Source organism: Metabacillus litoralis (assembly GCF_020524045.1).
Lineage (GTDB): Bacteria > Bacillota > Bacilli > Bacillales > Bacillaceae > Metabacillus > Metabacillus litoralis_C.
Genome location: NZ_JAIVKL010000009.1, coordinates 45,943 through 71,636 on the forward strand (window position 1 = coordinate 45,943; position 25,694 = coordinate 71,636).

Sequence of the window (25,694 nt, forward strand, 5' to 3'; positions counted from 1 at the left end):
AAAAAGACTGTTTTCAAAAGATAATTTAGGCGCTTAGGAACAATCTTTCAGAAAAGAGACTTTCATAAAAAAACAGTAGTTAGGAGGATTGTGATGAAAAAGCTAGTTAAAATAATGTCATTTCGATCAAAAATTCTCACAACCCTTCTACTATTAACTCTTCTTTTAAGTGGATTTTCTTTAATACTCGTTCAATCAATCGAAGAGATTACGAAAGTGAGTAATAAAATTAAGCGGACAAATATACCAGAGCTATACTTATTAAACCATTGGGAAAAAGAACTTGGAGTAAAAGAATATATTGTTAATGATTATTTAGCAAATGACTTATGCTGTAACCTTATTGAAGAATATCAAGCTTATACTTTAGATAAAGAAGAAAAGCTAGAAAGCTCAGATTCCATACCAGATTCATTGAATAATATAAAAAAAAGGCTAGAATTATTAGATTTCATGATCATCAACAATATTCAAGGTCTTATTGATTATGGAGATAAGCCGGCTACAAGAGAGTATTTTCAGTCAACTTTTTTACCGCAATTTAATGAGTTGAAACAAGATATTAGTACAGCTAAACAAGAAGCAATTTCACAGTTTGATGGTCATTCTAACCAATTTTCCACAATTATAAAAAGCTCATTATGGCTACTTATCTTGGTTACAGCGGGAGCTATTTTACTATCCATATTCGTTTCTTATCGGATTAGCTCAAGCTTAACAAAACCAATCGAGACTGTCGTAAATAAAGTAGATAAAATTGCTAATGGGGAATACGGGCTGACTATTCATTCAACAGAACAAACGGAGTTTAAACAACTAACAAACTCGATCAATCAAATGTCTGTAAAACTAAGAGAATCGTTTAACACGATTGTGAATGATAAAGTTTACCGTGATCAAATACTAAACTCGTTGCCTGTTGGGATTATAAGAATCACAGATGATCCATTAGAAATGACGAGTAATTCTACAGCTGCAAATATTCTTAACATGGATAATGAAGAAATAGATAATAAATGCTTAGTACACATCGAAGAATTAAATGCAGATTTCTGGAAAATTCTATCTACAAAGGCATTAACATCTCATACAAAAGTGATTTTTATAACAGAGCAAGGAGAAAAACACTTACTAGTTTCTCAGGCAGAGCTTAAAAATCAACAGCAACAAGTGATAGGTAGAATCGTTAATTTTGTAGATATAACTGAAACAGAAGTAATGGAAAAACGAATGCATAAATCCGAGAAGTTAGCTGTTGTTGGTGAAATAGCTGCAGGTGCAGCTCATGAAATTCGTAATCCGCTAGCTGTGATTCATGGCTTTCTATCATTGATGGAACAATCCATCTCAAATAAAAATAAAGAACAATATCATATCCCACTTCTTATGAAAGAAGTAGAACGAATCAATACGATCATTGAAGAGATGCTTCTTTTATCTAAACCAGGAGCTCCAAATAAAAAGGAAGTCTTCTTGGAAGATGTTCTTAAAGATTTTTTACCTCTTATTATTGAGGCATCTGAGAATATCGACTTTTCAGTTAACCTGAGCAGGATACCGCTTCATATTGATGCGAAACAAATAAAGCAGGTTTTTCACAATTTAATACGTAATAGTATTGAAGCAATGGACGGAAAAGGTCATTTATCGATTTTTTCAGTCGTGCAAAATAACTTGTATCATATCTTTATTAAGGATACAGGCCAAGGAATTCCTAAACACATTATTGATCATTTATATGAACCATTTACAACCAACAAGGAAAATGGAACCGGTTTAGGATTAATGGTTGTGAAAAGAGTTATTGAAAATCACGATGGACATATAGAGTTACATGATACATCTAAAGAAGGAACAACCTTCTTAATAAGCTTGCCTTTGAAATAGGTGGCTGATTTTAAAAGTTGGAAGACAAAGATATAGATGTGATGTGGCGTGAATTCATATTTGAATTCACGTTTTTTCTGTTTAATTTCATCTTGTTGGTGAATGAGGCCTATAAGTGAGAGGAGAAATCAAGAACAAAAGGCCGCCATATAAGCCGATAAAGCCCATAAGCGAGAGGCACCCCCGAGCAAAAGGCCATCATAAGCACCAATAAGCTCTCTAATAAACAATAAAACACAAAAAAGGATGACAAAACCAATTGTCATCCTTTTCTACACTTTATTTTAATTTAAAAGAGCTTTTCAATGAAACAATGCGATTGAAAACTACCTTTTCCTTTGTTGTATGCTTAGGATCTACATTAAAGTAGCCGTGACGGAAAAATTGGTATTTGTCGTGTGCTTGCACGTTTTCCATATTAGGTTCAACAAAGCCTTGGGAAATTTCTAATGAATTTGGATTTACATAATCAAGGAATGTTTTTTCCTCTGATTGATCTGCTTCCTCATCCTGTTCTTCTTTATCAAGAATAAGTGGTTCATATAAACGGAATTCAGCTGGAAGCGAGTGTTTAGCGTCAACCCAGTGTAGAGTTCCTTTTACTTTACGACCTGTAAAACCAGTGCCGCTCTTTGTTTCAGGATCGTACGTACAATGAATTTCTACAACATTTCCAGCGTCGTCTTTAATTACATCTTCACATTTAATGAAATATGCATGCTTTAGGCGAACTTCATTACCTGGGAATAGTCGGAAATATTTTTTTGGAGGATCCTCCATAAAGTCTTCTTGTTCGATATAAATCTCACGAGAAAATGGTATTTGTCTTGATCCCATATCTGGATTTTCTGGATTGATTTCTGCATCAAGCATTTCAACTTGATCTTCAGGATAGTTTGTAATAACCACCTTAAGTGGCTTTAAAATCCCCATTGTTCGTGGAGATTTTAGCTTTAGATCTTCACGAACGAAGTGCTCAAGCATTGCTTCATCTACTAAACCAGATCCTTTTGAAACACCCGTTTCTTTAACAAATTCACGAATAGATTCTGGAGTATATCCTTTTCTTCTTAATCCAGAGATCGTTGGCATCCTAGGATCATCCCAGCCATCTACATATTTTTCATCAACAAGCTGTTTTAATTTCCGCTTGCTCATTACTGTGTTTGTAATATTTAAGCGACCAAATTCAATTTGTTGAGGCTTATTATCCATTTCACATTCTTCAACAATCCAGTTATATAACGGGCGTTGATCTTCGAATTCTGTTGTACATAAAGAATGTGTGATTCCTTCAATTGCATCCTCAAGAGGGTGAGCAAAAGCATACATTGGATAAATACACCAAGCATCGCCAGTATTATGGTGTGATGCATGTGCAACACGGTAGATAACAGGGTCTCGTAGGTTGATATTTGGAGAAGACATATCAATTTTAGCACGAAGCACCTTCTCACCGTTTGCAAACTCACCTTTACGCATACGATCAAACAAATCAAGATTTTCATCCACCGTACGATTGCGGTGGGGACTTTCTTTACCAGGCTCTTTTAAAGTACCACGATATTCTCTGATTTCATCAGCAGTTAAATCATCCACATATGCTTTCCCTTTTTTAATAAGAAGGATTGCACGGTTGTACATTTCTTCAAAATAGTCAGAAGCGAAGAACATACCATCCCATTCATACCCGAGCCATGCTACATCTTCTTTAATCGCTTCAACATATTCTGTATCTTCTTTTAAAGGATTTGTGTCATCAAATCGTAAGTTTGTTTTCCCTTTAAAATCATCTGCTAATCCAAAATTAATGACGATCGATTTTGCGTGGCCAATATGTAAATAGCCATTCGGTTCAGGTGGAAATCGAGTATAGACATTGTCACGTTTTCCGTTCTCTAGGTCCTCTTTAATAATACTTCTAATAAAGTTTGAGGAATTGTGTTCCAAGTTAAATCAAACCTTTCTTTTATATGTAAAATAAGTCCTGCTTACCATTATACCAATAGATAAGCAAAAGGTTAATTTTGCGAAGGTATTTTTCTAGGTAAGATAAAAAAATTCATTAATTTAGATCTGGATAGTTCTTTTTACAAGGCTCTTTTCTGAAAGATTGTTGCTAATTAACTTAATTTCCTGTTAGTAACAATGTTTTTATTATATATAAGTACTATTCTAAGAAGAAAAGATGCCACTAGACTTTATACAGTGCTGTTTTCTTCATATGACTAAAAGCAACAAAGTTTACGAAAATAGCCTTTTACAATTATTTAGGAAATGCATGCTAAGAACGAATCATATCTTACTGATAATATATATAATTGCAGAAACTCGTGATCAGTATACTAACGATAATAAAAAAAGAATGTTTTCACAAGCTTGGTTGCTTTACAACTACATTTCTATAGATAAAAAAAGAGGAATTAATTGGAAGTTGTTGAATTATTATATATCGTGCGTTAGATAAAATGTTTCTTAAAAGCTAACACAGTTTCTACCTGAATATTGTAGTACAAAGCAATATTTTTTCAGAAAAAAGCCTTAGTTAATGAACATGTGGAGGAAAAAAGATGAACAAACAATCAAGTTTTAAAGAGTTTATGAGTAATAGGTTTGTGCGTGCTATATTACTTTCTGGTTTGTTTCTACAGCTTGGCATTTGGGTAAGAAATTTTTCAGTGCTTTTGTTTGTTATGGAGCAAACGAATGAAGATCCGTTTGCTGTCTCAATGATATCAGTTGCAGAGTTTGCACCGATTTTTATCTTTTCAATTATTGGAGGAACGTTTGCTGATCGTTGGAGACCAAAGAAAACGATGGTTTGGTGTGATGTATTAAGTGCCATTTCAGTTTTTGCTGTGTTATTCACGTTAATGTTTGCCACTTGGAAAATTGTCTTTTTTGCCATGCTGATTTCATCTATCCTTTCACAATTTTCACAGCCTTCAGGTATGAAATTATTTAAGTTGCATGTTCCAGAAGAGCAACTTCAAATGGGAATGTCCATTTATCAAACAATGATTGCGCTATTTATGATTTTAGGACCTGTCATTGGAGCTTTTGTTTTTCAACAATATGGAATTGAACTCTCAATTGCAATCACTGGAGTCATGTTTATTTTCTCAGCCTTAGCACTAACATTCCTACCTAGAGATCGAGAGGTGGAAAAGAAGGAAATTCCAACGACTGTGAAAGAAGAATTTATTCAAGGCTTCAACTATGTGGTGAACAATAAATTTTTAAGACTGTTAGGAGCAAACTTTTTTGTTGCTGGTTTAGCTATAGGTTTAATCCAGCCTTTAGGGATTTTCATCGTGACTGAGCAGTTACAGATGGATAAAGAATTTGTGCAGTGGTTTATGGCGATCAATGGTATTGCCATGATTATAGGTGGAGGAATCGCTTTAGCTCTATCTAAAAAAATAACACCAATTCGAATGCTAGCAGCAGGAATGGTAGTAAATGCAATCATGATTTCTGTTATAGGGTTTTCAGAGATTCTCTGGCTAACATTAGTTGCACAGTTTTTTACAGGCTTAATGATGCCAGCGATACAAATTAGTATTAATACAATGATTTTACAAAATGCAGAGGAAGCATTTATAGGACGTGTCAATGGGATAATGACGCCACTATTTATGGGAGCGATGGTCATCATGATGAGTCTCGCTGGTTTATTAAAAACATATCTCGGTTTAGTTCTTTCTTATCAAATTTCAGGAGTATGCATGCTTATTGGAGTCGTTCTTGTTCTTCCACTTGTCCTAAAGCGGCGGTCTGTGGATACTCAAGTGAACATGAAAACAACTGTGAAGGTTGTTAAATAGAAATAGATTTTCAAGCATAAGACACGGGGTCTACAGAGAACCCAAGCTCTTATGCTTTTTTGAATAATTGAGAGGTAATAGTAGAAAATAACCAAGTCAATGAGGAGGTGGAAATATGCCAAACTTAAACGATAACAAATTCAGAAAAATCCAGTCAGAAAGCCAAAAGCAAGGGAAGTCTCAAGAAGAATATGCAGCAGAACTTGAAATGAACAAATTGAAGAGTCAAAAACGAAAATAATATGTACTGAGGTTGGGACACAAGTATTGAACAAAAATAGAAACTGAACAATGGTTGTAGGTGTAGTTATTTAAGTTGCGACTGAAATATACTCTGCTTTCCGCGGGAAGCTGGCAAGCCTCCTGGTGCTAGGCGCTGTGAGGCCTAGCAAAAGCGTTGCATCTCGCTATGGTCTACGTATTTTTCATCAGCTAAGCATTTACTTTTGTTCAGAATTTTTGTTAATTACTTGGTTTATGTCCCAGCCCCTTCTTGTTTTATAAGCTGATTTCGTTATCTTTGTTGTTTTTGACTATAAGAATACTGTTTCCAACACTTAAATAGTTTAATTAGTGACCAGTATTTACGTTAATCGTTCAATTTTTCATGATAATCGTTCAACTTTCGAAGGTAATCGTTCAACTTTTCATGATAATCGTTCAACTTTTTTAATTAATCCATCATTCGACAAAATCCGCCGTCCCACGCTGCATCACCCTACTTACCATCACCGTTTTGCAGCTGAAAATAAAAATTAATAAGTTAGAAAATTTGAAATAATGGTTGACATTAATGCGATACCCTATTAAAGTATACATATTGTTAATTTACTTAAATTCATAAACTAATCTCTTATCAAGAGTGGCAGAGGGACTGGCCCGATGACGCCCGGCAACCGTTCTATACAAATTAGAATTGGTGCTAAATCCTGCAGAACCGTTTGGTTTTGGAAGATAAGAGAGGCGATCCCTATATATTTGTGGTGAAACCTCTCTATCTCAGAGAGGTTTTTTGATGTTTTTATAAGTAAACAAAAATTTAGAAGAGAGAAAAGGGGAGTTAACTAACATGAAAAACAAAATTTACAATTCAGCATTTATTTTCATTTTAGCATTTACATTACTACTTACAGGTTGTTCTTCAAGTGGAGATTCTGCTAAATCCACAGCTGGTAAAGGGAATCCAGATGTTTCTTTAGAAAATGTTCCAGAACGCTTTGCAGAGGGTGAAGGCGCGAAAATTAAAGTTATTCGTAAAATTGGTGGAGACGATCATACTGCACAATTTTTAGCTGGTGCGAAAGAAGAAGGAGAAGCACTTGGTTTCACAGTTGATGTATTTACGGCAAACGGTGACACAGCGAAGTTCCATGATGCGATCGCACAAGGCTTAACAGAAGATTATGATGGTTTTATTATTTCACATGGTGATGATGATGCAACAGTTGAGGCTGTGCAAAAGCTAGTTGATGCTGGTAAAAGTGTTGTTACATTTGATTCTAATGACAAGTTATCAACAATTGATGGTGTAACATTAACTTCACAGGATGATGAGGCACTTGCAAAACTAGCGTTAGATCAGTTGGTGAAGGATTTTAATGGTGAGGCAAAAATTGCTTATCTTTGGGTAGATGGATTTCCTCCAATGGTGAGAAGAAATAAAGTGTATCAAGAAACGTTGGATAATAACCCAGGTATTAAAGAGATTGAGAGATTTGGTGTGGCAGCTGAGGATACATCAGTACAAACACAAAATGCAGTTGCGTCAATGCTGAACAAACATCCTAAAGGTGAAATCGATGCGATTTTTGCTACATGGGATGCATTCGCAATTGGTGCAGCACGTGCGATTAAAGAAGCTGGTCGTGATGAAATTAAAATCTACGGTATCGATGTTTCCAATGCAGATCTTCAAGAAATCCAAACAGAAGAAAGTTCTTGGAAATATACAGCGGCAGTTGATCCAAAGTTAATTGGAGCTGTTGATATGAGATTATTAGCAAAGAAATTAGCTGGTGAAGAAACACCTGCAACATATAATTTAGAAGCATCATTAATTTCTCAAGAAACATTATTGCAATCTAGTGAACCAATTAACATGGTAAACCTAGCAGATACAATTGAAGGCTGGGGAAAATCAACTGCATTTGAAGAAGAGTGGATGAAAACGTTAAAAGAATATTATAAAAAATAAAACACGGAGCAATGTTTTGAAGTAGAAAACGAAGGTAGCACTCTCTATTTCTTAGAGAGTGTTATCTTTTTCCCTCAAATGTAATCGAACCCCTCATGAACCAATTCCAAAGTGAAAGAAAAGCTATACTATACTTAAAAAATACAGCTCTTTAAATAGAGAGGAGGAACAATAACATGCAATCGGTTTTAAAAATGACTAATATCTCAATTGAATTTCCTGGTGTAAAAGCGTTAGACGGTGTTGATTTTACGATGAAAAGTGGAACAACACATGCCTTAATTGGAGCCAATGGAGCAGGGAAATCAACGTTAATGAAAGTATTATCAGGTGCTTATGATCATTATACTGGTGATATTTTGCTAGATCGTAAGAAAGCGAATATACGTTCACCAAAAGATGCACTAGTAAATGGTATTCAAATTGTTCATCAAGAAGTAGATACGGCGTTAATTCCCTATTTAACTGTTGGTGAAAATATCATGCTTCCAAGTACAGTCAATGAGATGGGAAAAAAGCAATTTATTAATTGGAAAGTAATGCATAAGCAAGCAACAGAGATATTAAAAAACCTACATATAAATGTTTCTTCTAAAAAACTAGTAAGTGAGTTAACTCTAGCCCAGAAGCAAATGGTACTCATTGCAAGAACAGTTTCAACAGATTGTAAGTTCTTAATTTTAGACGAACCAACAGCACCTCTTAGCCATGTGGAAACGACAGAGCTTTTTAGAATTGTAAAAGAATTAAAAGACAAAAATGTAGGCATTATTTTTATTTCACATCGACTTCCTGAGATATTTGAGGTTTGTGAGGAAATTACAATTATGAGAAATGGTCAGCTTGTGACACATGAGCTAATTAAAAATACCACACAAAGCAAAGTTGTTGAACACATGCTAGGAAGAGAGCTAGAAGAACAATTTCCTGAAAAAGCATCTGATTGTGGTGAAGTCATTTATGAAGTGAGCAATCTTGATGATGCTGATAAGCTATCAAACGTATCAATGACAGTTCGTCAAGGTGAAATCGTAGGAATTGCTGGATTAGTTGGAGCTGGGAAAACAGAATTATGCAAAGCTCTATTTGGTGAAACGAAGATCACATCAGGTGAAGTGAAGCTTAGAGGAAAGAAGTTAACACTAACATCACCCTATCATGCTGTGAAACAAGGGGTCGCATTAGTGCCAGAGGAAAGAAGAAAAGAAGGAATTCTTGTTCACGAATCTGTTGTGACAAATTTAACGGCAGCAAATCTGGGTGCATTTACAAGACCATTTAGCTTTTTGAACCGCAAAGCAGAAAAACAACGAGCGTTGCAGGTAATTGAAAGCCTTGGTGTGAAAACTCCTTCAGAGGAAGCGATCGTTAAAAATTTATCAGGTGGTAATCAGCAAAAAATCGCGATTGGCAAATGGCTAATAGCAGATGCAGAGATTTATATCTTTGATGAACCAACAAAAGGTGTCGATGTTGGAGCGAAAAAAGATATATTTGAATTGATTTGTGAGCTTGCTAGTAGAGGAAAAGCAATTATTTATGCATCATCAGAGCTAGCTGAAATAATCGGAATAACAAATCGTGTGTATGTATTATACGATGGCCACGTTGTAAAAGAGCTTAAGACTAGTGATACAAAAGAAGCAGATTTACTATATTATTCAACAGGAGGCAACTAAGGATGAGTGAACTAAATCCTGTACAAGCGAAGAAATCATCTAAAAATACGTTTGATCTTTTTCAATTTTTATATAAATATGGAACAATTTTAACAATTGTTGTACTTGTTGCTGTTTTTGCATTATCAAATCCTGCATTTATTCAAGGAAATAATGTTATTAATATTCTTCGTTCAATATCTATCGTGACAATCATTGCTATTGGAATAACGATTTCACTGTCAGTTAATGGATTTGATTTATCAGTGGGATCTGTTGCATCACTTTCAAATGCAATTGTCATTTCTATGTTTGTATGGTTTTCACAAAATACCTTTATCGCTATTTTCTCAGCGATTGTTGCATCATTATTAGTAGGTGCATTAAATTCATTTTTCATTATCAAACTTAAAGTTCCTGATATGCTGATTACATTAGCAACCATGTTTATTGTTCAAGGAATTGCTCTTACATATACAAAAGGAGCAACAGTTTCACAAAATATGGTTATGCCTGATGGTTCGTTTGCAACAGGATTAATTAGTCCGTTATTTCAAAAGCTAGGTCAAGTTCCTTGGATTATTATTATTATGGTTGTGATTGTCGTTGTTGTTCATATTTTCCTTACTTACACAAAGCATGGTCGTTATATGTATGTGATTGGTGGAAATATTGAAGCAGCGAGATTATCTGGGATTGCTGTTAATAAATATAAAGTTGCTGCTTATTTACTTTCAGCGCTTTTTGCAGCAATTGGAGGAATTATTTTAGCTTCTAGAGTCATGACAGCGGAAATTAATGCAGGAGGACCATACTTAATGGATTCAGTTGCAGCAGCATTTATTGGTTTTTCCGTTTTAGGAGCTGGTAAACCGAATGCTTTTGGAACATTTGTTGGTGCTGTATTAATCGGAATTTTACAAAATGGACTTGTTATGATGTCAGTACCTTATTTTGCAATGGATATTGTGAAAGGAGCAGTCCTTGCATTTGCGCTAGCACTTACGTATTATAAGCTGAAATAATATTTTGAAAAGGTTCTCGGACATAAGTATTTAAACTAAGGCTCTGTTAAACTTTGTTGTTGATTTCCGTTACAGGCATTCGCTTTCTCGGGAAAAAAGTACCTTTTTTCCTAGGTCCGGGAGCCTCCTCGGCGCAAGCGCCTGTGGGGTCTCCCTTTGACACACTTCTCCCGCAGGAGTCTCATGCCTTTCACTCCAATCAACAAAGTGCTAATAATCAACATTAAGCTTTAACAAAGCCTAAACTAAAGATAAACCCGAATTATAAGGTGATATTACAATTAATCAATCACCTAATAGTTCGGGTTTTTATTTGTTGTGTTTAATAGGTTTTTGGAACTTGTATGCTACTTTTAAGAACTAGTGAAATGGAGCGGAAGACACTCGACTCCTACGGGAATAGAGGAAAGGCTTAGACCCCACAGGCGCTTGCGTCGAGGAGGCTTAGCTTCCTCCCCGTGGAAAGCGAGTGTCTGCAGCGAAATGGAACGAACTTGTTATTTCAACCTAAATTAATTTAGATTTATTCGTCTTTTTGTATGATTTCTTTAATTATATCCTAGGCTCTTTTTTGTTGTTAAACGAAGTTGACGGCTTATGTGGTAAAGCTCAGTATCTAAGATATTGCTATTTTTATAGATGTAGCTTCACAAGCTATAATAGTGTTGGTTTATTTTAAAACCCTTTAAAAATAAAAGGAATATCCAAAGAATAGATGAATAAATATAAGTAATTTTATAAGTGCAATAAACGAAACATTATAATTTATTAATGTGAGATTATATACCAATACGATTGAAATTAATTCCATTATCCTGGATTATATTAGATATATAGATAATATTAATCTATTGGTAGAAAATTAATTCTATTCTAATAAAAGTTTTTTATACATTATATTGTATTATAATTCATATTTTGATATACTTCATACATAGTTTTCAAGTGAATTAGTAGACCTATAAGAAATGAGGAACTACTTAAAATACAAAAATAAATATCAGAATTTTTGCATTATAATTGTTTTAAAGGGGGATTTACAAAATGAAAAAATTAGTAATGATGTTGATGGTGTTAACATTTACCTTTGCTTTAGCGGCTTGTGGAACAAGTCAGAGTTCTAGTAGCGGTGAAGGAGATGGAGCTGCAGATACTGAGAAAAAGGAAAAATTACGAGTTGTGACAGATGCTGCTTATGCACCTTTTGAGTACATGGACAAGGGTGAAATTGTTGGGTTTGATGTTGATTTCGTTGAAGCTGTTGCAAAAGAAGCTGGCTATGAAGTTGAGATTGTCAATGTTGGTTGGGATCCAATTTTCGTAGAAATTAAAGATGAAATTGCTGACTTTGCTGTGTCAGCTATAACAATCAATGACGATCGTAAGCAAACGTACGATTTTACTTCTCCATATTTCTTATCTACGAATAAGATTCTTGTACCAGAGGGTAGTGATATTAAAACGGCAGAGGATTTAAAAGATAAAGTTGTTGCCGTTCAAGCTGGTACAACAGGTCAAGAAGCAGTTGATGCATTATTAGGTAAAAACAGCTCAAATATTAAAAAGTTTGAGAATAATAATTTAGCAATTATGGAGCTTACTAGTGGTGGAGCAGATGCAGTAGTAGCTGATAACACAGTTGTTGAAGAATATGTAAAAAATAATCCAGATCAAAAATTAGTGGTTATTGAAGACGCGGACAGCTTTGATGCTGAATATTATGGTTTGATGTTTCCTAAAGGCAGCGAACTGAAAGCTGATTTTGATGAAGCAATTAATACAGTATTAGATAATGGTAAATATGCTGATATATATAATGAATGGTTTGGTTCAGATCCAGATGTTGAGAATTTAAAAGCACAACAATAAAAGAAAACTTTGCGTACCACTAAATAAATAGTGATACGCAATTTTTCCTTTTTAGAGAAATTGTTTGATAAAATCACTTAGTAAAAGCAGTCGTATTAAGCAAATGATGCTACCCTAGGTTGTATACGCTTTTGTTTAGGAGGAAAAATAAATGGATTTTAGGTTTGATATTATTGTTGAATACGCGCCGTTTTTATTGAAAGGAACTCTACTAACAATTGGTCTATCCTTCGCTGGTATTCTTTTAGGTACAATTTTGGGCCTGGGAATTGGTCTGGGAAAAATGCTCAATAACAAATTGCTAGCGCTTCCTTTTAGGATGTACATTACATTCTTTAGAGGGACACCTTTGTTTGTGCAAATCCTTTTAATCCATTTTGGCATTGTTCCACTTTTTACTGGTGAAACGAATGGAATTGCTGCAGCTATTATTGCGCTTTCGTTAAATGCTGCTGCGTATATTGCTGAAATCTTTAGAGGTGGTATTCAATCCATTGATCGTGGACAAATGGAAGCTGCTAGGTCTTTAGGAATGAATCATGTGCAAGCAATGACACATGTGATTTTGCCGCAGGCCTTTAAACGAATGATTCCTCCATTTGGAAATGAGTTTATTGTGTTAATAAAAGAATCTTCTTTAGCAGCTGTAGTAGCAGCACCTGAAATCATGTATTGGGGAAGAGCCATGTCCACTCAATATTATCGTGTGTGGGAGCCATACTTAACTGTTGCTGTCATTTATTTAATCTTAACTGTATCGCTAAGCTTCCTACTTAATAAACTAGAAAGAAGGCTGACGACAGAATGATTACCGTAAAACAATTAAAGAAATCGTTTGGAGACAATCAAGTTCTTAAGGATATTAATGTAACAATACAGCCTCAGGAAGTTGTCGTTGTTATCGGACCATCAGGATCTGGAAAATCAACGTTTTTACGCTGTTTAAACTTACTTGAATCAACTTCTGGTGGACAAGTTTTGATTGATGGTGTTGATTTAACAGCGAAGAAAACAGATCTTAATAAAATTCGTGAAGATGTTGGAATGGTTTTTCAACAATTTAACTTATTTCCACATAAAACAGTACTTGAAAATATTACTCTAGCTCCAATGAAAGTGAAAAAGCTAAGTGAAGAACAAGCTAAAGATCGAGGAATGAAGTTGCTTCAAAAAGTTGGCTTAGCGGAAAAGGCTCAAGCTTATCCTAGTTCATTGTCTGGTGGACAAAAGCAAAGGGTAGCCATTGCTCGAGCACTTGCTATGGAACCGAAAATTATGCTTTTTGATGAACCCACATCAGCTCTTGATCCAGAAATGGTCGGAGAAGTTCTTGAAGTAATGAAGCAGCTAGCAAAAGAGGGAATGACAATGGTTGTTGTTACTCATGAAATGGGCTTTGCAAAAGAAGTAGGTGATCGAGTTCTTTTCATGGATGGTGGATATATAGTAGAAGAAAACGTCCCAAGCGAGTTATTTGATCACCCTCAGCAAGAACGAACAAAGGCCTTTTTAAGTAAAGTTCTTTAAAACAAGACTCTTTTGAGAAAAATCCCTAATTTTTTACAGTTGATCATTGTTTTTTTGCATACTAATCTTTGAAGTAAACTTGAGAAAGTGTTGTTTACTTGGAATGGCAAAAACAACAAAGTATACGAAATCAGTCTTAAACAAACGCTTGATTCAACTATTGAGTGGAAATTTGGAATAGTTGAACTGAAAACGTAAAAAATACCTATAGCAATAGAAAAAAGAGACAATATCCTGTCTCTTTTTTACGTAAGGCTTTTTTCATAAACTCTGTTGCTTTTGGTCATATGAAAAATTATGCACTGTATAAAGTATAGTGGCATCTTTTCTTCTTAGATTTGTACATTTTTTTTATTAAAACAATGTTTTTAATGAATAGATAGGTTATTTAGCAACAATCTTTCAGAAAAGAGCCTTACGTAAGGTTTTTTTCGTAAGCTCTGTTGCTTTTCGTCATATCAAAAATTCTGCTCTGTATAATATATAGTCGCATTTTTTCTTCTTAGATTTGTACATTTTTTGTTGTCAAAACAATGTTTTTAATGAATAGATAGGTTATTCAGCAACAATCTTTCAGAAAAGAGCCTTACGTGAAAATGTTTTATTGTCCTTACAAAAAACACAAATGTTCTTTCCGGGAAGAAAACTCTTGATTATTCATGAAAAAAAGGTGATAATAAGGATTAAAATTTGACAGAAAATTTTAAATAATAGGAGTTGTAGAAATGAAGGTTGTAAAGTTCGGAGGATCCTCCTTAGCATCAGGTGAACAATTAAAAAAGGTTTTACAAATTGTTGTCGCAGATTCATCTCGAAAAGTGGTTGTTGTGTCTGCTCCTGGGAAACGTTATTCAGATGATATCAAGGTGACAGACATGCTTATTGAATGTGCTGAAAAGCATCTAGAAAATGAAGATGCTGAAGCTACTTTTCAAGCGATTATTGGGCGGTATGAAAGCATTGTAAAGGAATTAGAAATTTCCTCCGATATCATAAAAACAATTACAAAGGATTTAAGAGAATTATTAGCAAGTGATAAAAGTAAACCAGAAAGCTACTTAGATGCTGTAAAAGCAAGTGGAGAAGATAATAATGCAAAACTGATTGCTGCTTATTTTCAACATAGTGGTGTTGATGCACAATATGTTAACCCTAAGGATGCGGGATTATTAGTTTCAGATGAACCAGGTAATGCACAAGTTCTTCCTGAGTCATATGAAAATTTATATAAACTTCGTGAACGTAAAGGTATCATCATTTTTCCAGGTTTTTTTGGTTATAGCAAAAGTGGAGAAGTTCTTACCTTTTCTAGAAGTGGCTCTGATATCACTGGCTCTATTCTTGCAAATGGTATTAAAGCTGATTTATATGAAAACTTTACAGATGTTGATGCTGTATACTCTGTTAATCCAACAATTGTTCAAAATCCAAAAGAAATTATTGAGTTAACGTATCGAGAAATGCGTGAACTTTCATATGCTGGTTTTTCGGTTTTCCATGATGAAGCACTAATTCCAGCTTTTCGTGCAGGAATTCCTGTTAATGTAAAGAACACAAATAACCCATCAGCTCCAGGAACAAAAATTGTTAATGAGCGTGCGAATTCAAATGGTCCTGTTATTGGAATTGCCAGTGACAAAGGCTTTTGTAGCATCTACATTAGCAAATACTTAATGAATAGAGAAATTGGATTTGGACGAAAGCTTCTACAAATTTTAGAGGATTATGGTCTAACATATGAACATGTCCCATCTGGGATTGATGATGTAACAGTTATTTTAAGACAAAAGCAAATGAGTATAGAGGTAGAAAAGCAAATTACAGAACGGATTATGACAGAGCTACAAGCTGACGAAGTCATCATTGAGCATGACCTTGTGTTAATTATGGTTGTTGGTGAAGGAATGCGTCACAATGTAGGTACGACAGCTCGTGCGTCTAAAGCTTTAGCAGATGCCGGTGTGAATATTGAGATGATCAACCAAGGGTCATCAGAGGTAAGTATGATGTTCGGAGTAAAAGAACCACAAGAAAAACGAGCAGTTCAGGCACTTTATAACGAATTTTTCGTTGCGGTTCCTGTATAAATAGAAAGTCATGGTGTATAGAAGTGGGTGCGATCCTAATTTTGGATCGCACTCCCTCTTTTTTGAGGGAAATGTTTTTTATTTGTAACTTCTACACAATTATATATTATGAAAAATAACAGCACCTCGTTTGTTTTGAAATATAATCTAAACAATTGGAGGTGCTATTTATAGGCTAATTCTTATAACGGAGCTTTAAATAAATCTCCAGCAAAAAAGGGATTATTTAAGTGAGAAAAGAAGATAAGATTACCTATTCTAGTTCCTCAGAAATCACCTGTTGCATCTGTTGAATATAATCTCCTGTGTAAGTGCCACCGCCACCGTTACGAAACGTATGCTCAAGATCAACAGCTTTTTGTTTATCATTATAAGCTTGATACTGGAACATGTAGTAATGACTAGAAGGTAATAGTCCTGATTGGGCAGGGTTTAAATCAGAGGATCCAATAATTTCCTTCCATTTAGAAGGTAGCTCAACATAGCCATAGCTTTCTTTTCCTAACGTAATCGTATGTTTCACTTGAATTTTTGGAAAATATACCTCCAACCGGTTTTCACTGTTGGCTTCAGTTACAGAGTAATTTCTCTCAGATGTTAAATAGATTTGCCACTCATGAACTTTATCATGAGGATGGACGTTCCAATAAACATAGGAGTTTCCGTTATTTGATAGGATACTAGGACCAGAAGCAGAATCTGTACCAACACATTCCCATTTTCCAGTATTCCATACCCAAATACTTGATCCATAAGAGTCATCAGCTGATAAGAAAGGAACAAAATAGGTTTCTTCATCAATTTGTATGATATCTTGAATTTCTTTCTTTGGTGTCATAAGTGGAATTTTCTCTAAAAGCTCTTCCTCTGTATAAAAGTCTTTTGGAATACTAATTATGTACATTGCATATGCACCTACAGCCAAAAGACTCGCAATAAATAGTAGAAGCAGTAACTTCTTTTTACTCATTTGCACTCCCCCTTTCTTTCAAGAAGGTAGCATTGTTAGAGCGAAAATAGTATTGGTTGTCTTTTGTGGTAACAAGTAATCCTTTTCCGTCATATTCCACATAAACTCGAACCTTTTTTCCTGCTTTTGCTTTCACATCAGTTAACAGATAGGGAAACTTCTCTTGTACGTTTTTCTGTTCCTTGTCTTCTTCATTCGACCACATTTGCTCTCTAATTTCTTCGTACCACTGAGTAACATTCGACTGTTCCCATGTAAAAGAAGATAAGGATTCTTCTAGTTTCATCACGTTAAGGTGAACTTCTTTTCCTGAAGGATGGATAGAAAGTAGCTCTGCTTTAGAAACATCATCAAGATATGTTTCCACTTCATGCTTAGGATAAATAACTCCTGATACTCCGATTGCCAAGAGAGCAGCTCCTAAAAAGAAGTAATTCCAAAGAAAGCCCAACCAAGCATATTTTCGATAAGAATCCCACCTATTTTTCCCCTTTAGCATGGCATATAAAATCCAAACTCCAAGTGGAAGAATAGCTATAGAAAAAACACCTTCAAATAATGGAAGATTAATAGAAAAAGAAAAGAGTCCAATCAACACAGCGATTATTAATTTCCAAAGCACTGGTCGTTCTGCGATATTCTGGGTTTGATAGATACGCCAAACCCCATAAGCAAGGAAACCCCAAGCAAGTAACATGAACATCACCTGAATAAGATTCCATTCAAAATACCAATTAAATACCAAACGCTACACCCCAATTTCTAGATAGATTTTCGCCTGATTTCTTTCACTACGATATTTTACCTATTCTAAATAAATTTAAATGACCTACATATAGTAAGTTAATTCTAGAAATGCACGTAGTTACCTCAAAATAACAAATAATGTATATAATTAATCATACAAACAAACTTGTAATAATTATACAACAGTCTATATTTTATCAGTACAAAAACTACCATCACTCTTAAGCGTAAGTTTAAAAGTTGGAGGTGTTTGTGATTATCAACTGAACTATTTAATCAGCTGAACCTTCACTCAAAAACTTATTATCTAGCAACAAAGTTTACAAAATTAAGGTACAGAACGACGACCCTTAAAAATTAATTAAATCAAATTGTTTTTTAGATAAAATTGAACATACACAAACAAACTCAATAATCCTTATTTTAATTACCCCAACCATTTGGTGTATACTATAAAGCAAAGTACATGAATGTGGAGTTGTATGAATATGACAATTGGTGAAATTGCCAAGCTTGCAGGAGTTGCGAAAAGTACTGTTTCTAGATTTCTTAATGGGGGGTCTGTTGGGAAAGAAACACGTTTGAAAATAGAACGAGTGATAAGTGAAACTGGCTATGTTCCTAATACGTTTGCCCGAAGTTTAAAGGCAAAGAAGACAAATATCATTGGGACGATTGTGCCAAGGTTAAATTCGTATGCGACAGCAGAAACGTTAATTGGAATAGATGAAAGACTTCGAGAAGAAAACTATCAATTACTTATATCAAATACAAGTCAGGATTTAGAACGAGAAATTGAGAGCATTTATAATCTAGCGAATCAAAAGATAGCTGGTATTATTTTGCTTGCAACACAAATAACGGATCAGCATCTAGAAGCCTTTGCAAAAGTGGATGTGCCTGTGTTACTCGTTGGACAGGAAAGTGAGCATTGCTATAGCTTAATTCATAATGATGAAGAAGCAGGTATTTTACTTGGTAAATATATTTTAGCTAAAGGTCACAAAAAGATAGCCTATTTAGGTGTAACAGAGAAGGATATAGCGGTTGGTGTGAAACGAAAACGAGGGTTTCAGCAGGCGATAAAGGAAGAGAGCAATAGTGATGTGATGTATTATGAAACAAGCTTTAGTGTAAAAGATGCAACAGAGAAATTTTCTGAAATTATGGATCACCATGCACCAACAATTATTGTATGTGCGACAGATAATATTGCGCTTGGTATTTTAAAAGCAGCTCAAATTCGAGGGTTATCTATACCATTTGATTTGTCGATTACAGGCTTCGGTGGTTATGAAGTAACGGAGATTATTCATCCTAGTATCACAACTGTTAAGTTCTTTTATAAAGATGCTGGAGAGCTTGCTGCAGAAAAAATGATTCGTCTAATTAACGGAGAATCTGTAGAAAAATTAACTGTTTCTCATGTTAAAATGATTGAACGAGAAAGTGTTGACAATCGTATGTAAGCGATATATAATTTATTCGAAACCGGTTCCATTACATCGGTTTTTATTTTAATTATAAGTGGAACCGGTACCAAGTATATTTTTTTATTCGTTTAAGGAACCGGTTCCACACAACATACTAAAACTAGTAAAGGGTGAGTATACATGAACTATCCACAAATAGCACAAGAAATTTTAGCTGCAATAGGCGGAAAAGAAAATGTTTCTGCTGCAGCACACTGTGCAACAAGATTACGACTTGTTTTGCATGATGAAGAAAAAGTAGATCAAAAAAAGCTAGATGAAATGGATATTGTTAAAGGAACATTTTCAACAGGAGGACAATATCAAATTATCATAGGATCAGGTACTGTGAACAATGTTTATAATGAGCTTTCAAAGCTTACTGGAATGGAAGAAATGTCAACAAAGGAAGTTAGCAGTGCAGGCTCAAAGAAAATGAATCCATTACAGCGTTTTGTTAAGATGCTATCTGATATATTTGTCCCAATTATCCCAGCAATTGTTGCCGGTGGTTTGTTAATGGGACTTAACAATTTATTAACGGCTTCTGATTTATTTGTTGATGACATGTCACTTGTAGAAGCTAATCCAGGAATCGCAGATTTAGCAGCACTTATTAATACATTTGCAAATGCGGCTTTTGTCTTTTTACCAATTTTGATTGGATTTTCAGCTACAAAGCGTTTTGGAGGTAATCCATACTTAGGTGCAACACTTGGTATGTTAATGGTTCATCCAGATTTATTAAATGGATATAATTACGGCGCAGCTTTAACAAGTGGAGAAATTCCATATTGGAATATACTAGGTTACGAAATTGCCAAGATCGGCTATCAAGGAACCGTTTTACCAGTGCTAGTAGCATCATTTATTTTAGCTAAAATTGAAACGAATTTACGTAAAATTACACCATCTTCATTAGACAATTTATTAACACCGTTATTATCAATTTTTATTACAGGATTATTAACTTTTACAATAGTAGGTCCACTGACAAGAACAGCAGGAAATCTTTTATCAGATGGATTGATTTGGTTATACGATACAACTGGCTTTATCGGAACAGCTCTATTTGGTTTAGCATATGCACCGGTTGTTATTACAGGAATGCATCATAGCTTTATTGCTGTTGAAACCCAGTTACTTGCTGATATTGCCAAAACAGGTGGTTCATTTATTTTCCCTGTTGCAGCGATGTCAAATGTTGCCCAAGGTGCAGCAACTTTAGCTGTTTTATTACTCACTCGTGATGCGAAAATTAAAGGTATTGCATCAGCAGCTGGTATTTCTTCGTTACTGGGAATTACTGAGCCAGCAATGTTTGGGGTTAACTTAAAGCTTCGTTATCCATTTATTGGTGCAATCGTTGGTGCGGCTGTCGCGTCAGGATTTATCGGGCTTTTCAAAGTAAAAGCCATTGCATTAGGAGCAGCAGGACTTCCTGGGATTATCTCTATTAAAACAGGTTCGATTACATTTTACGTAATTGGTATGGTAATCTCATGTGCGGTAGCCTTTACTGTAACGTTTATCTTAGGAAAAAGAGCAGCAAAAAAAGAACAGAATTAATCAAATAGTTTAGGAGAATCCATCATATAGACGATTCTCCTATGTTAATTTTTAGAGACTTAAATAAATTATTCATGATATTTTCAATTTGAGGGGAACGAGCTTTATGGAATGGACAAAAGAGATGAGATATCGTCGACTTGAAGAGATAAATATAAATGAAATGGATGAATTGAAAAAGAAAGTGGAGAATAGTGAGTGGAGACAGAGCTTTCATATTCAACCTGAGACAGGATTATTAAATGACCCGAATGGATTTTGTTTTTTTAATGGTGAATATCATTTGTTTTATCAATGGTTTCCATTAGGTCCAGTTCATGGATTGAAATATTGGTATCATACAAAGTCTAGTGATCTTGTTACTTGGGAAAATGTAGGTGTTGGAATAAAGCCGGAACAATATTATGACAGTCATGGTGCCTATTCAGGTAGTGCTATTGAGCATAATGATACGTTATACTTAATGTATACAGGAAATACTCGTGATGAAAACTGGGAACGACATCCTTATCAAGTTGTTGCGTTAATGAACAAACAAGGTAGAATGACAAAACCACAGCAAGCGAATATTACTGAAATACCTTCTGGATATACTGACCATTTTAGAGATCCTAAAGTATGGAAATCAGGGGATTTATTTTATGCAATTATTGGAGCACAAAGAGAAAATCTAACAGGCTGTGCAGTATTATATAAATCGGACAATCTTCTTGACTGGACATTTTTAGGGGAAATGAAAACGGGTTTACAGGGATTTGGATATATGTGGGAATGCCCTGACTATTTTGAAGATCATGATCATGGGGTATTCATTTTTTCTCCTCAAGGAATTGAGAAATCGGGTGATGAGTTTCAAAATATCTATCAATCAGGATATTTGGTTGGACAGAAGTTGGATTTAGAAACGAAGGAGTTTGCTCATGGGCGATTTCATGAGCTTGATCGCGGCTTTGATTTTTATGCACCACAAACAACATTAGCTCACGATGGTCGTCGAATTTTAGTTGGTTGGATGGGTTTACCAGAAATTGAGTATCCTACAGATCAGGATGGTTGGGCACACTGTTTAACATTGCCAAGAGAGTTAACGATTAAAAATGAGAAATTGATTCAAAAACCTGTAGTAGAATTACAAAAGCTTCGAAAATCAAAACAAGTTGTTGAAGCAACACTGACAAATGAAACAAGAAAGTTCTTTAATGGAGTATCTTTCGAGTTAATTTGTGAATTAAAAGAATGTGATAGTACTCAATTCGGAATTGAAATACGGGCTAGTGATGATGAACATACAAGCATTATGTATGATAGCATAGAAAAAAAGATCATATTAGATCGTAGTCAATCTGGACAACCTGTAGCAAAGAAGTATGGTGAACAAAGAAAATGTACAATTACAGATGATCAAATTAAGTTTCATTTATTTGTTGATGTTTCATCTGTTGAAGTATTTATAAATGATGGTGAAGAGGTATTTACTAGTAGAATTTTTCCTAAAAAAGAAAGTGATGAAATTCGTCTTTTTGCTAGGGGTGGATCTACTACATTTTATGCTGAGAAATGGGATATTTAATAAGGAGTGATGAATTCATGGGTCGTTTGTTTTCGATTGGTGAAGTGTTAATAGATTTTATTCCAGCCCAAAAAGGGAAGGCACTAAAAGATGTGATTTCATTTGAAAGAGCACCAGGTGGCGCGCCTGCAAATGTAGCAGCTGCCGTTGCTAAGTCAGGAGCAAAGGCATCAATGATTACTAAGCTAGGCGAGGATGCATTTGGTGATTTCCTTATTGAAACATTAACACAAGTTGGTGTGAACACAGACCATGTATTTAGAACAAATGAAGCTAATACAGCTTTAGCTTTTGTTTCTTTAAAAGAAGATGGTGAACGAGATTTTTCTTTTTATCGAAATCCTTCTGCCGATTTGCTATTAACAGAGGATGAAATTGAGGCAAGTTGGTTTAAAGAGGGAGATATTCTTCACTTTTGCTCGGTTGATTTAGTTGAAAGCCCGATGAAACGAGCACATCAAAGAGCGATAGAATATGCGAAAGAAAAGGGTGGAATAATTAGCTTTGATCCTAATGTGCGATTGCCTTTGTGGAAGACTCCTGAAGATTGTCGTGAAACAATTTTATCTTTTATACCAAAAGCTCATATCCTAAAGATATCAGATGAAGAGCTTGAATTTATTACAGGGATATCTAATGAGGACGAAGCAATATCTTCATTATTTACCGGAGATGTTAAGGCTGTTATTTATACTCGTGGTGCAAAAGGTGCTGAACTATATGTTCAAGAACAATGCTATCAGTCGAGTGGTTATAAAGTTGAAGTACAAGATACAACAGGAGCTGGCGATGCCTTTATCGGCGGATTTTTATATAAGCTTTTAGAGAAGAAAGTATCGCTTTCTGAATTAGAATCAATCTTACATTCAGATCATCGTGATATATTATCTTATGCTAATGCAAGTGGTGCTTTAACAACAACAGGTAAAGGTGCAATTTCTGCTTTACCAACAAAAGCAGAAATTCATGAGTTTATTTCAAAGCATGAATAATAGAATGGTGATTACACGATATAGAGATGTAAACCCTCTAAGAATAATAATCATATCAGAGAAAGTTGTTGAATTTGAATTCAACAGCTTTTTTTAGTTTCGCGCAATGTTATTCTTTACGAACCCTTATTAATAATGTAGTTAATTAATCGTTCTATATTGTTGATCAGATTTATTGAACGGACACCATAAGATTTAATACCCAAGTTTTTAGGCACCGTATTTATAAAAATAGTATAATCATAGTATGGAAGAATATGAGAGACTAGGAAGAAAGGGCTAAACTATGATTTGGAACAATAAATCAAAGCTACTACATCAAACGAATAGAATAGCTGTATTCATGATCATCATGTTGTTTGTGATTATTATTGCAATAAAGGGATCTTCATCTTTTGAAGTAAGCCGTATCATACTTGGGCCTCACTACGATGTATTTCATGATTCATCTAATAAAGTGACGGTGGAAGACTTAATTGATGGGATGTATGATCAATACTTTACACCAAGCACTCAAAAATATCCTTTTTTTTGGCATACAACTGATAAGATCTGGCTTCGTCTATCTCTGGATGACTTGATACAAGGAAACACGAGTGGCTACGTGATAGAAGGCATAGACAAACAAGATCACGTCGATATGTATTTTGTCCAACAAGATGGATCTTACACCGTTCAAAAGGGTGGCATTGCAGAAAACGATAGTCAATCTCTCCGATACTTTTCTAACTTATTTACAGTTGAAGAACCAGATGTAACAGAAGTGTATATTGCTCTTTACGGGGAATTGCCACTTATGTTCAGTTCTTTTTTATATACAGATAACGGTTTTCTTGAAAACGTGATAACTTATAAATTTTCAACTGGTTTATTTTATGGCTTTCTTCTGGGGCTTATGCTATATAACCTGTTCTTGTTTTTTTCACTTAAAGAAAAAGCGTATATTTTCTATGTTTTATATATGTTTAGCTTTATAGCTTATCAGGCCACGATGAATGCATTTGACCTTGAACTTGTTGGTCATGCTTTGCCTGATTGGTTACTGTTTCGAACATTACCAATAAGTTGCACATTACTAGTTTGTTTTATGATTTTATTTGGCAAAGAATTTCTAGAACTTAAAACACATTTACCAAAACATAACCGGGTGCTTAAAATCTTTTTATTTCTGACTATGTTGTCGTTGTTATCAGTCTTTACAGTGCCAAACCTTGAAGCCGTAAATAATGTGATAACCCTTCTTACGGTGATTGTCTTAGCATTTCTTTGGGTCTCTGGTTTAACGATGCTACTGAAAGGTTTTAAAATGGCTCGTTTCTACATGGTCGGCTGGACAGTTTTACTTGGATCGATGCTTATTCAAGGCTTCGGCTTTTTAAAATGGATCCCGTTTCATCCTGGTCTCTATGAAATTGTACCTGCAACCGCCGCTTGCTTTGAAGCTATTTTCCTCTCATTAGCACTTGGCGATAAGATTAACTTAATGAAAAAAGAAATGAACGACAAACTAGAAGAAAAAGTACAAGAGCGTACAAAGCAACTCGAAGAAGCAAAACAAAAGCTTGAACAGCTCGCCAATACAGACCGCCTCACTATGATAGCTAACCGAATGCGGCTGGATGCTGAGTTAGATAAACAGCTTCAGACAGTTAAAACAAACGGCACTTCGTTATCACTTATTATGCTAGATGTTGATCATTTCAAAGCCGTCAATGACAAATATGGTCATCAAGTCGGCGATAACATACTTAGGGAAACAGCACACCTTTTAAAAGAAAAAGTTCGTAAAACCGATCTGGCTGGACGCTGGGGTGGTGAGGAATTCTTAGTAATTTCCCCTAATACAGGAACTGTTAAAGCATTGGAACTTGCGGAGGAGCTGAGGCAGCATCTAGAGAATCATTCATTTAAAGAAGTTGGCAAAACAACTGCTAGCTTTGGCGTAGCCACATACTTGGAAGGGGATACCCCTAGTTCCTTATTGTCCCGCTGTGATAATGCATTGTATGTTGCAAAAGAAGAGGGACGAAATCAGGTTGCTTTCCAGGGGGCCGTATAGGCTCACAAGTTGTTAGACGATACACTTCGAATAAACGAGAAAACTTTTAAAGTCAACATAATAAAGCACCCAACATTGTTGTTAAAGCAAAATAGGTACTATCCTATGAAGAAAAGATGCCATTATGCTTTATATAGTGCTGTTTACTTGGAGTTGTTAAAGCAACAAAGTTTACGAAAACAGCCTTCAGAAAAAAGCTTACTTGTTTTTCAATGACACACTGAAAAATTTGTTTGTAAAT

At 34.9% G+C, this 25,694-nt stretch carries 18 protein-coding genes and 1 riboswitch; of the genes, 15 read left to right on the forward strand and 3 right to left on the reverse strand.

Annotated elements, in window-relative coordinates; translation table 11 throughout:
• The first annotated feature begins 93 nt into the window (after nt 1-93).
• Nucleotides 94-1,887, forward strand: coding sequence for a sensor histidine kinase (locus tag LC076_RS14910; RefSeq protein ID WP_226669900.1), 1,794 nt, complete (start codon nt 94-96; stop codon nt 1,885-1,887).
• 279 nt (nt 1,888-2,166) lie between these two features.
• On the opposite strand, the gene LC076_RS14915 is transcribed toward LC076_RS14910, so the two are convergent.
• Nucleotides 2,167-3,837 (reverse strand): glutamine--tRNA ligase/YqeY domain fusion protein, encoded by a 1,671-nt coding sequence (locus tag LC076_RS14915; protein WP_226669901.1) that lies wholly within the window; start codon nt 3,835-3,837, stop codon nt 2,167-2,169.
• 620 nt (nt 3,838-4,457) lie between these two features.
• Here LC076_RS14915 and LC076_RS14920 point away from each other — a divergent pair.
• The 9 genes from LC076_RS14920 (at nt 4,458) to LC076_RS14955 (ending at nt 16,074) form a co-directional block, all read left to right on the forward strand.
• Entirely contained in the window at nt 4,458-5,714 is a 1,257-nt protein-coding gene (locus LC076_RS14920; RefSeq protein ID WP_226669902.1) for an MFS transporter, read from the forward strand.
• A 115-nt stretch (nt 5,715-5,829) separates the two neighbouring features.
• Nucleotides 5,830-5,955 (forward strand): hypothetical protein, encoded by a 126-nt coding sequence (locus LC076_RS24190; protein WP_264191567.1) that lies wholly within the window; start codon nt 5,830-5,832, stop codon nt 5,953-5,955.
• Nucleotides 5,956-6,564: 609 nt separating this feature from the next.
• Nucleotides 6,565-6,675: riboswitch (SAM riboswitch) on the forward strand.
• A 108-nt stretch (nt 6,676-6,783) separates the two neighbouring features.
• On the forward strand, nt 6,784-7,908 hold the full coding sequence (locus tag LC076_RS14925) for a sugar ABC transporter substrate-binding protein (RefSeq protein WP_226669903.1): 1,125 nt from the start codon (nt 6,784-6,786) through the stop codon (nt 7,906-7,908).
• Nucleotides 7,909-8,084: 176 nt separating this feature from the next.
• The gene (locus LC076_RS14930; protein WP_226669904.1) at nt 8,085-9,587 is read left to right on the forward strand and encodes a sugar ABC transporter ATP-binding protein; all 1,503 of its coding nucleotides are present in this window, start codon (nt 8,085-8,087) and stop codon (nt 9,585-9,587) included.
• 2 nt (nt 9,588-9,589) lie between these two features.
• Complete coding sequence (locus LC076_RS14935; RefSeq protein ID WP_226669905.1) at nt 9,590-10,591, forward strand: ABC transporter permease; 1,002 nt, start codon at nt 9,590-9,592, stop codon at nt 10,589-10,591.
• 1,044 nt (nt 10,592-11,635) lie between these two features.
• The gene (locus LC076_RS14940) at nt 11,636-12,460 is read left to right on the forward strand and encodes a basic amino acid ABC transporter substrate-binding protein (RefSeq protein ID WP_226669906.1); all 825 of its coding nucleotides are present in this window, start codon (nt 11,636-11,638) and stop codon (nt 12,458-12,460) included.
• A 151-nt stretch (nt 12,461-12,611) separates the two neighbouring features.
• Nucleotides 12,612-13,268, forward strand: coding sequence for an amino acid ABC transporter permease (locus LC076_RS14945; RefSeq protein ID WP_226669907.1), 657 nt, complete (start codon nt 12,612-12,614; stop codon nt 13,266-13,268).
• Nucleotides 13,265-13,987, forward strand: coding sequence for an amino acid ABC transporter ATP-binding protein (locus tag LC076_RS14950; RefSeq protein ID WP_226669908.1), 723 nt, complete (start codon nt 13,265-13,267; stop codon nt 13,985-13,987). The genes LC076_RS14945 and LC076_RS14950 overlap by 4 nt, the downstream gene beginning before the upstream one ends.
• Nucleotides 13,988-14,712: 725 nt before the next feature.
• Nucleotides 14,713-16,074, forward strand: a complete 1,362-nt coding sequence (locus LC076_RS14955; protein ID WP_226669909.1) for an aspartate kinase — start codon at nt 14,713-14,715, stop codon at nt 16,072-16,074.
• A gap of 253 nt (nt 16,075-16,327) precedes the next feature.
• Here the strand turns inward: LC076_RS14955 and LC076_RS14960 are convergent, their stop codons facing one another.
• Nucleotides 16,328-17,044 carry a hypothetical protein gene (locus LC076_RS14960; protein ID WP_226669910.1) on the reverse strand — a complete coding sequence of 239 codons (717 nt, stop codon included), beginning with the start codon at nt 17,042-17,044 and terminating at the stop codon, nt 16,328-16,330.
• A complete protein-coding gene (locus tag LC076_RS14965) occupies nt 17,037-17,789 on the reverse strand; it encodes a hypothetical protein (RefSeq protein WP_226669911.1) in 753 nt (250 codons plus the stop codon). The genes LC076_RS14960 and LC076_RS14965 overlap by 8 nt, the downstream gene beginning before the upstream one ends.
• A gap of 484 nt (nt 17,790-18,273) precedes the next feature.
• Between LC076_RS14965 and LC076_RS14970 the strand changes: the two genes are divergently transcribed.
• The 5 genes from LC076_RS14970 to LC076_RS14990 all read left to right on the forward strand — a co-directional run bounded on the left by LC076_RS14970 (nt 18,274) and on the right by LC076_RS14990 (nt 25,453).
• Complete coding sequence (locus LC076_RS14970; protein WP_226669912.1) at nt 18,274-19,260, forward strand: LacI family DNA-binding transcriptional regulator; 987 nt, start codon at nt 18,274-18,276, stop codon at nt 19,258-19,260.
• Nucleotides 19,261-19,404: 144 nt separating this feature from the next.
• Nucleotides 19,405-20,832, forward strand: coding sequence for a sucrose-specific PTS transporter subunit IIBC (locus LC076_RS14975; protein ID WP_226669913.1), 1,428 nt, complete (start codon nt 19,405-19,407; stop codon nt 20,830-20,832).
• A gap of 106 nt (nt 20,833-20,938) precedes the next feature.
• The gene (locus tag LC076_RS14980; RefSeq protein WP_226669914.1) at nt 20,939-22,402 is read left to right on the forward strand and encodes a sucrose-6-phosphate hydrolase; all 1,464 of its coding nucleotides are present in this window, start codon (nt 20,939-20,941) and stop codon (nt 22,400-22,402) included.
• 17 nt (nt 22,403-22,419) lie between these two features.
• The gene (locus LC076_RS14985) at nt 22,420-23,394 is read left to right on the forward strand and encodes a carbohydrate kinase family protein (RefSeq protein WP_226669915.1); all 975 of its coding nucleotides are present in this window, start codon (nt 22,420-22,422) and stop codon (nt 23,392-23,394) included.
• A gap of 286 nt (nt 23,395-23,680) precedes the next feature.
• On the forward strand, nt 23,681-25,453 hold the full coding sequence (locus LC076_RS14990) for a diguanylate cyclase (RefSeq protein WP_226669916.1): 1,773 nt from the start codon (nt 23,681-23,683) through the stop codon (nt 25,451-25,453).
• The last annotated feature ends 241 nt before the right edge of the window (nt 25,454-25,694 follow it).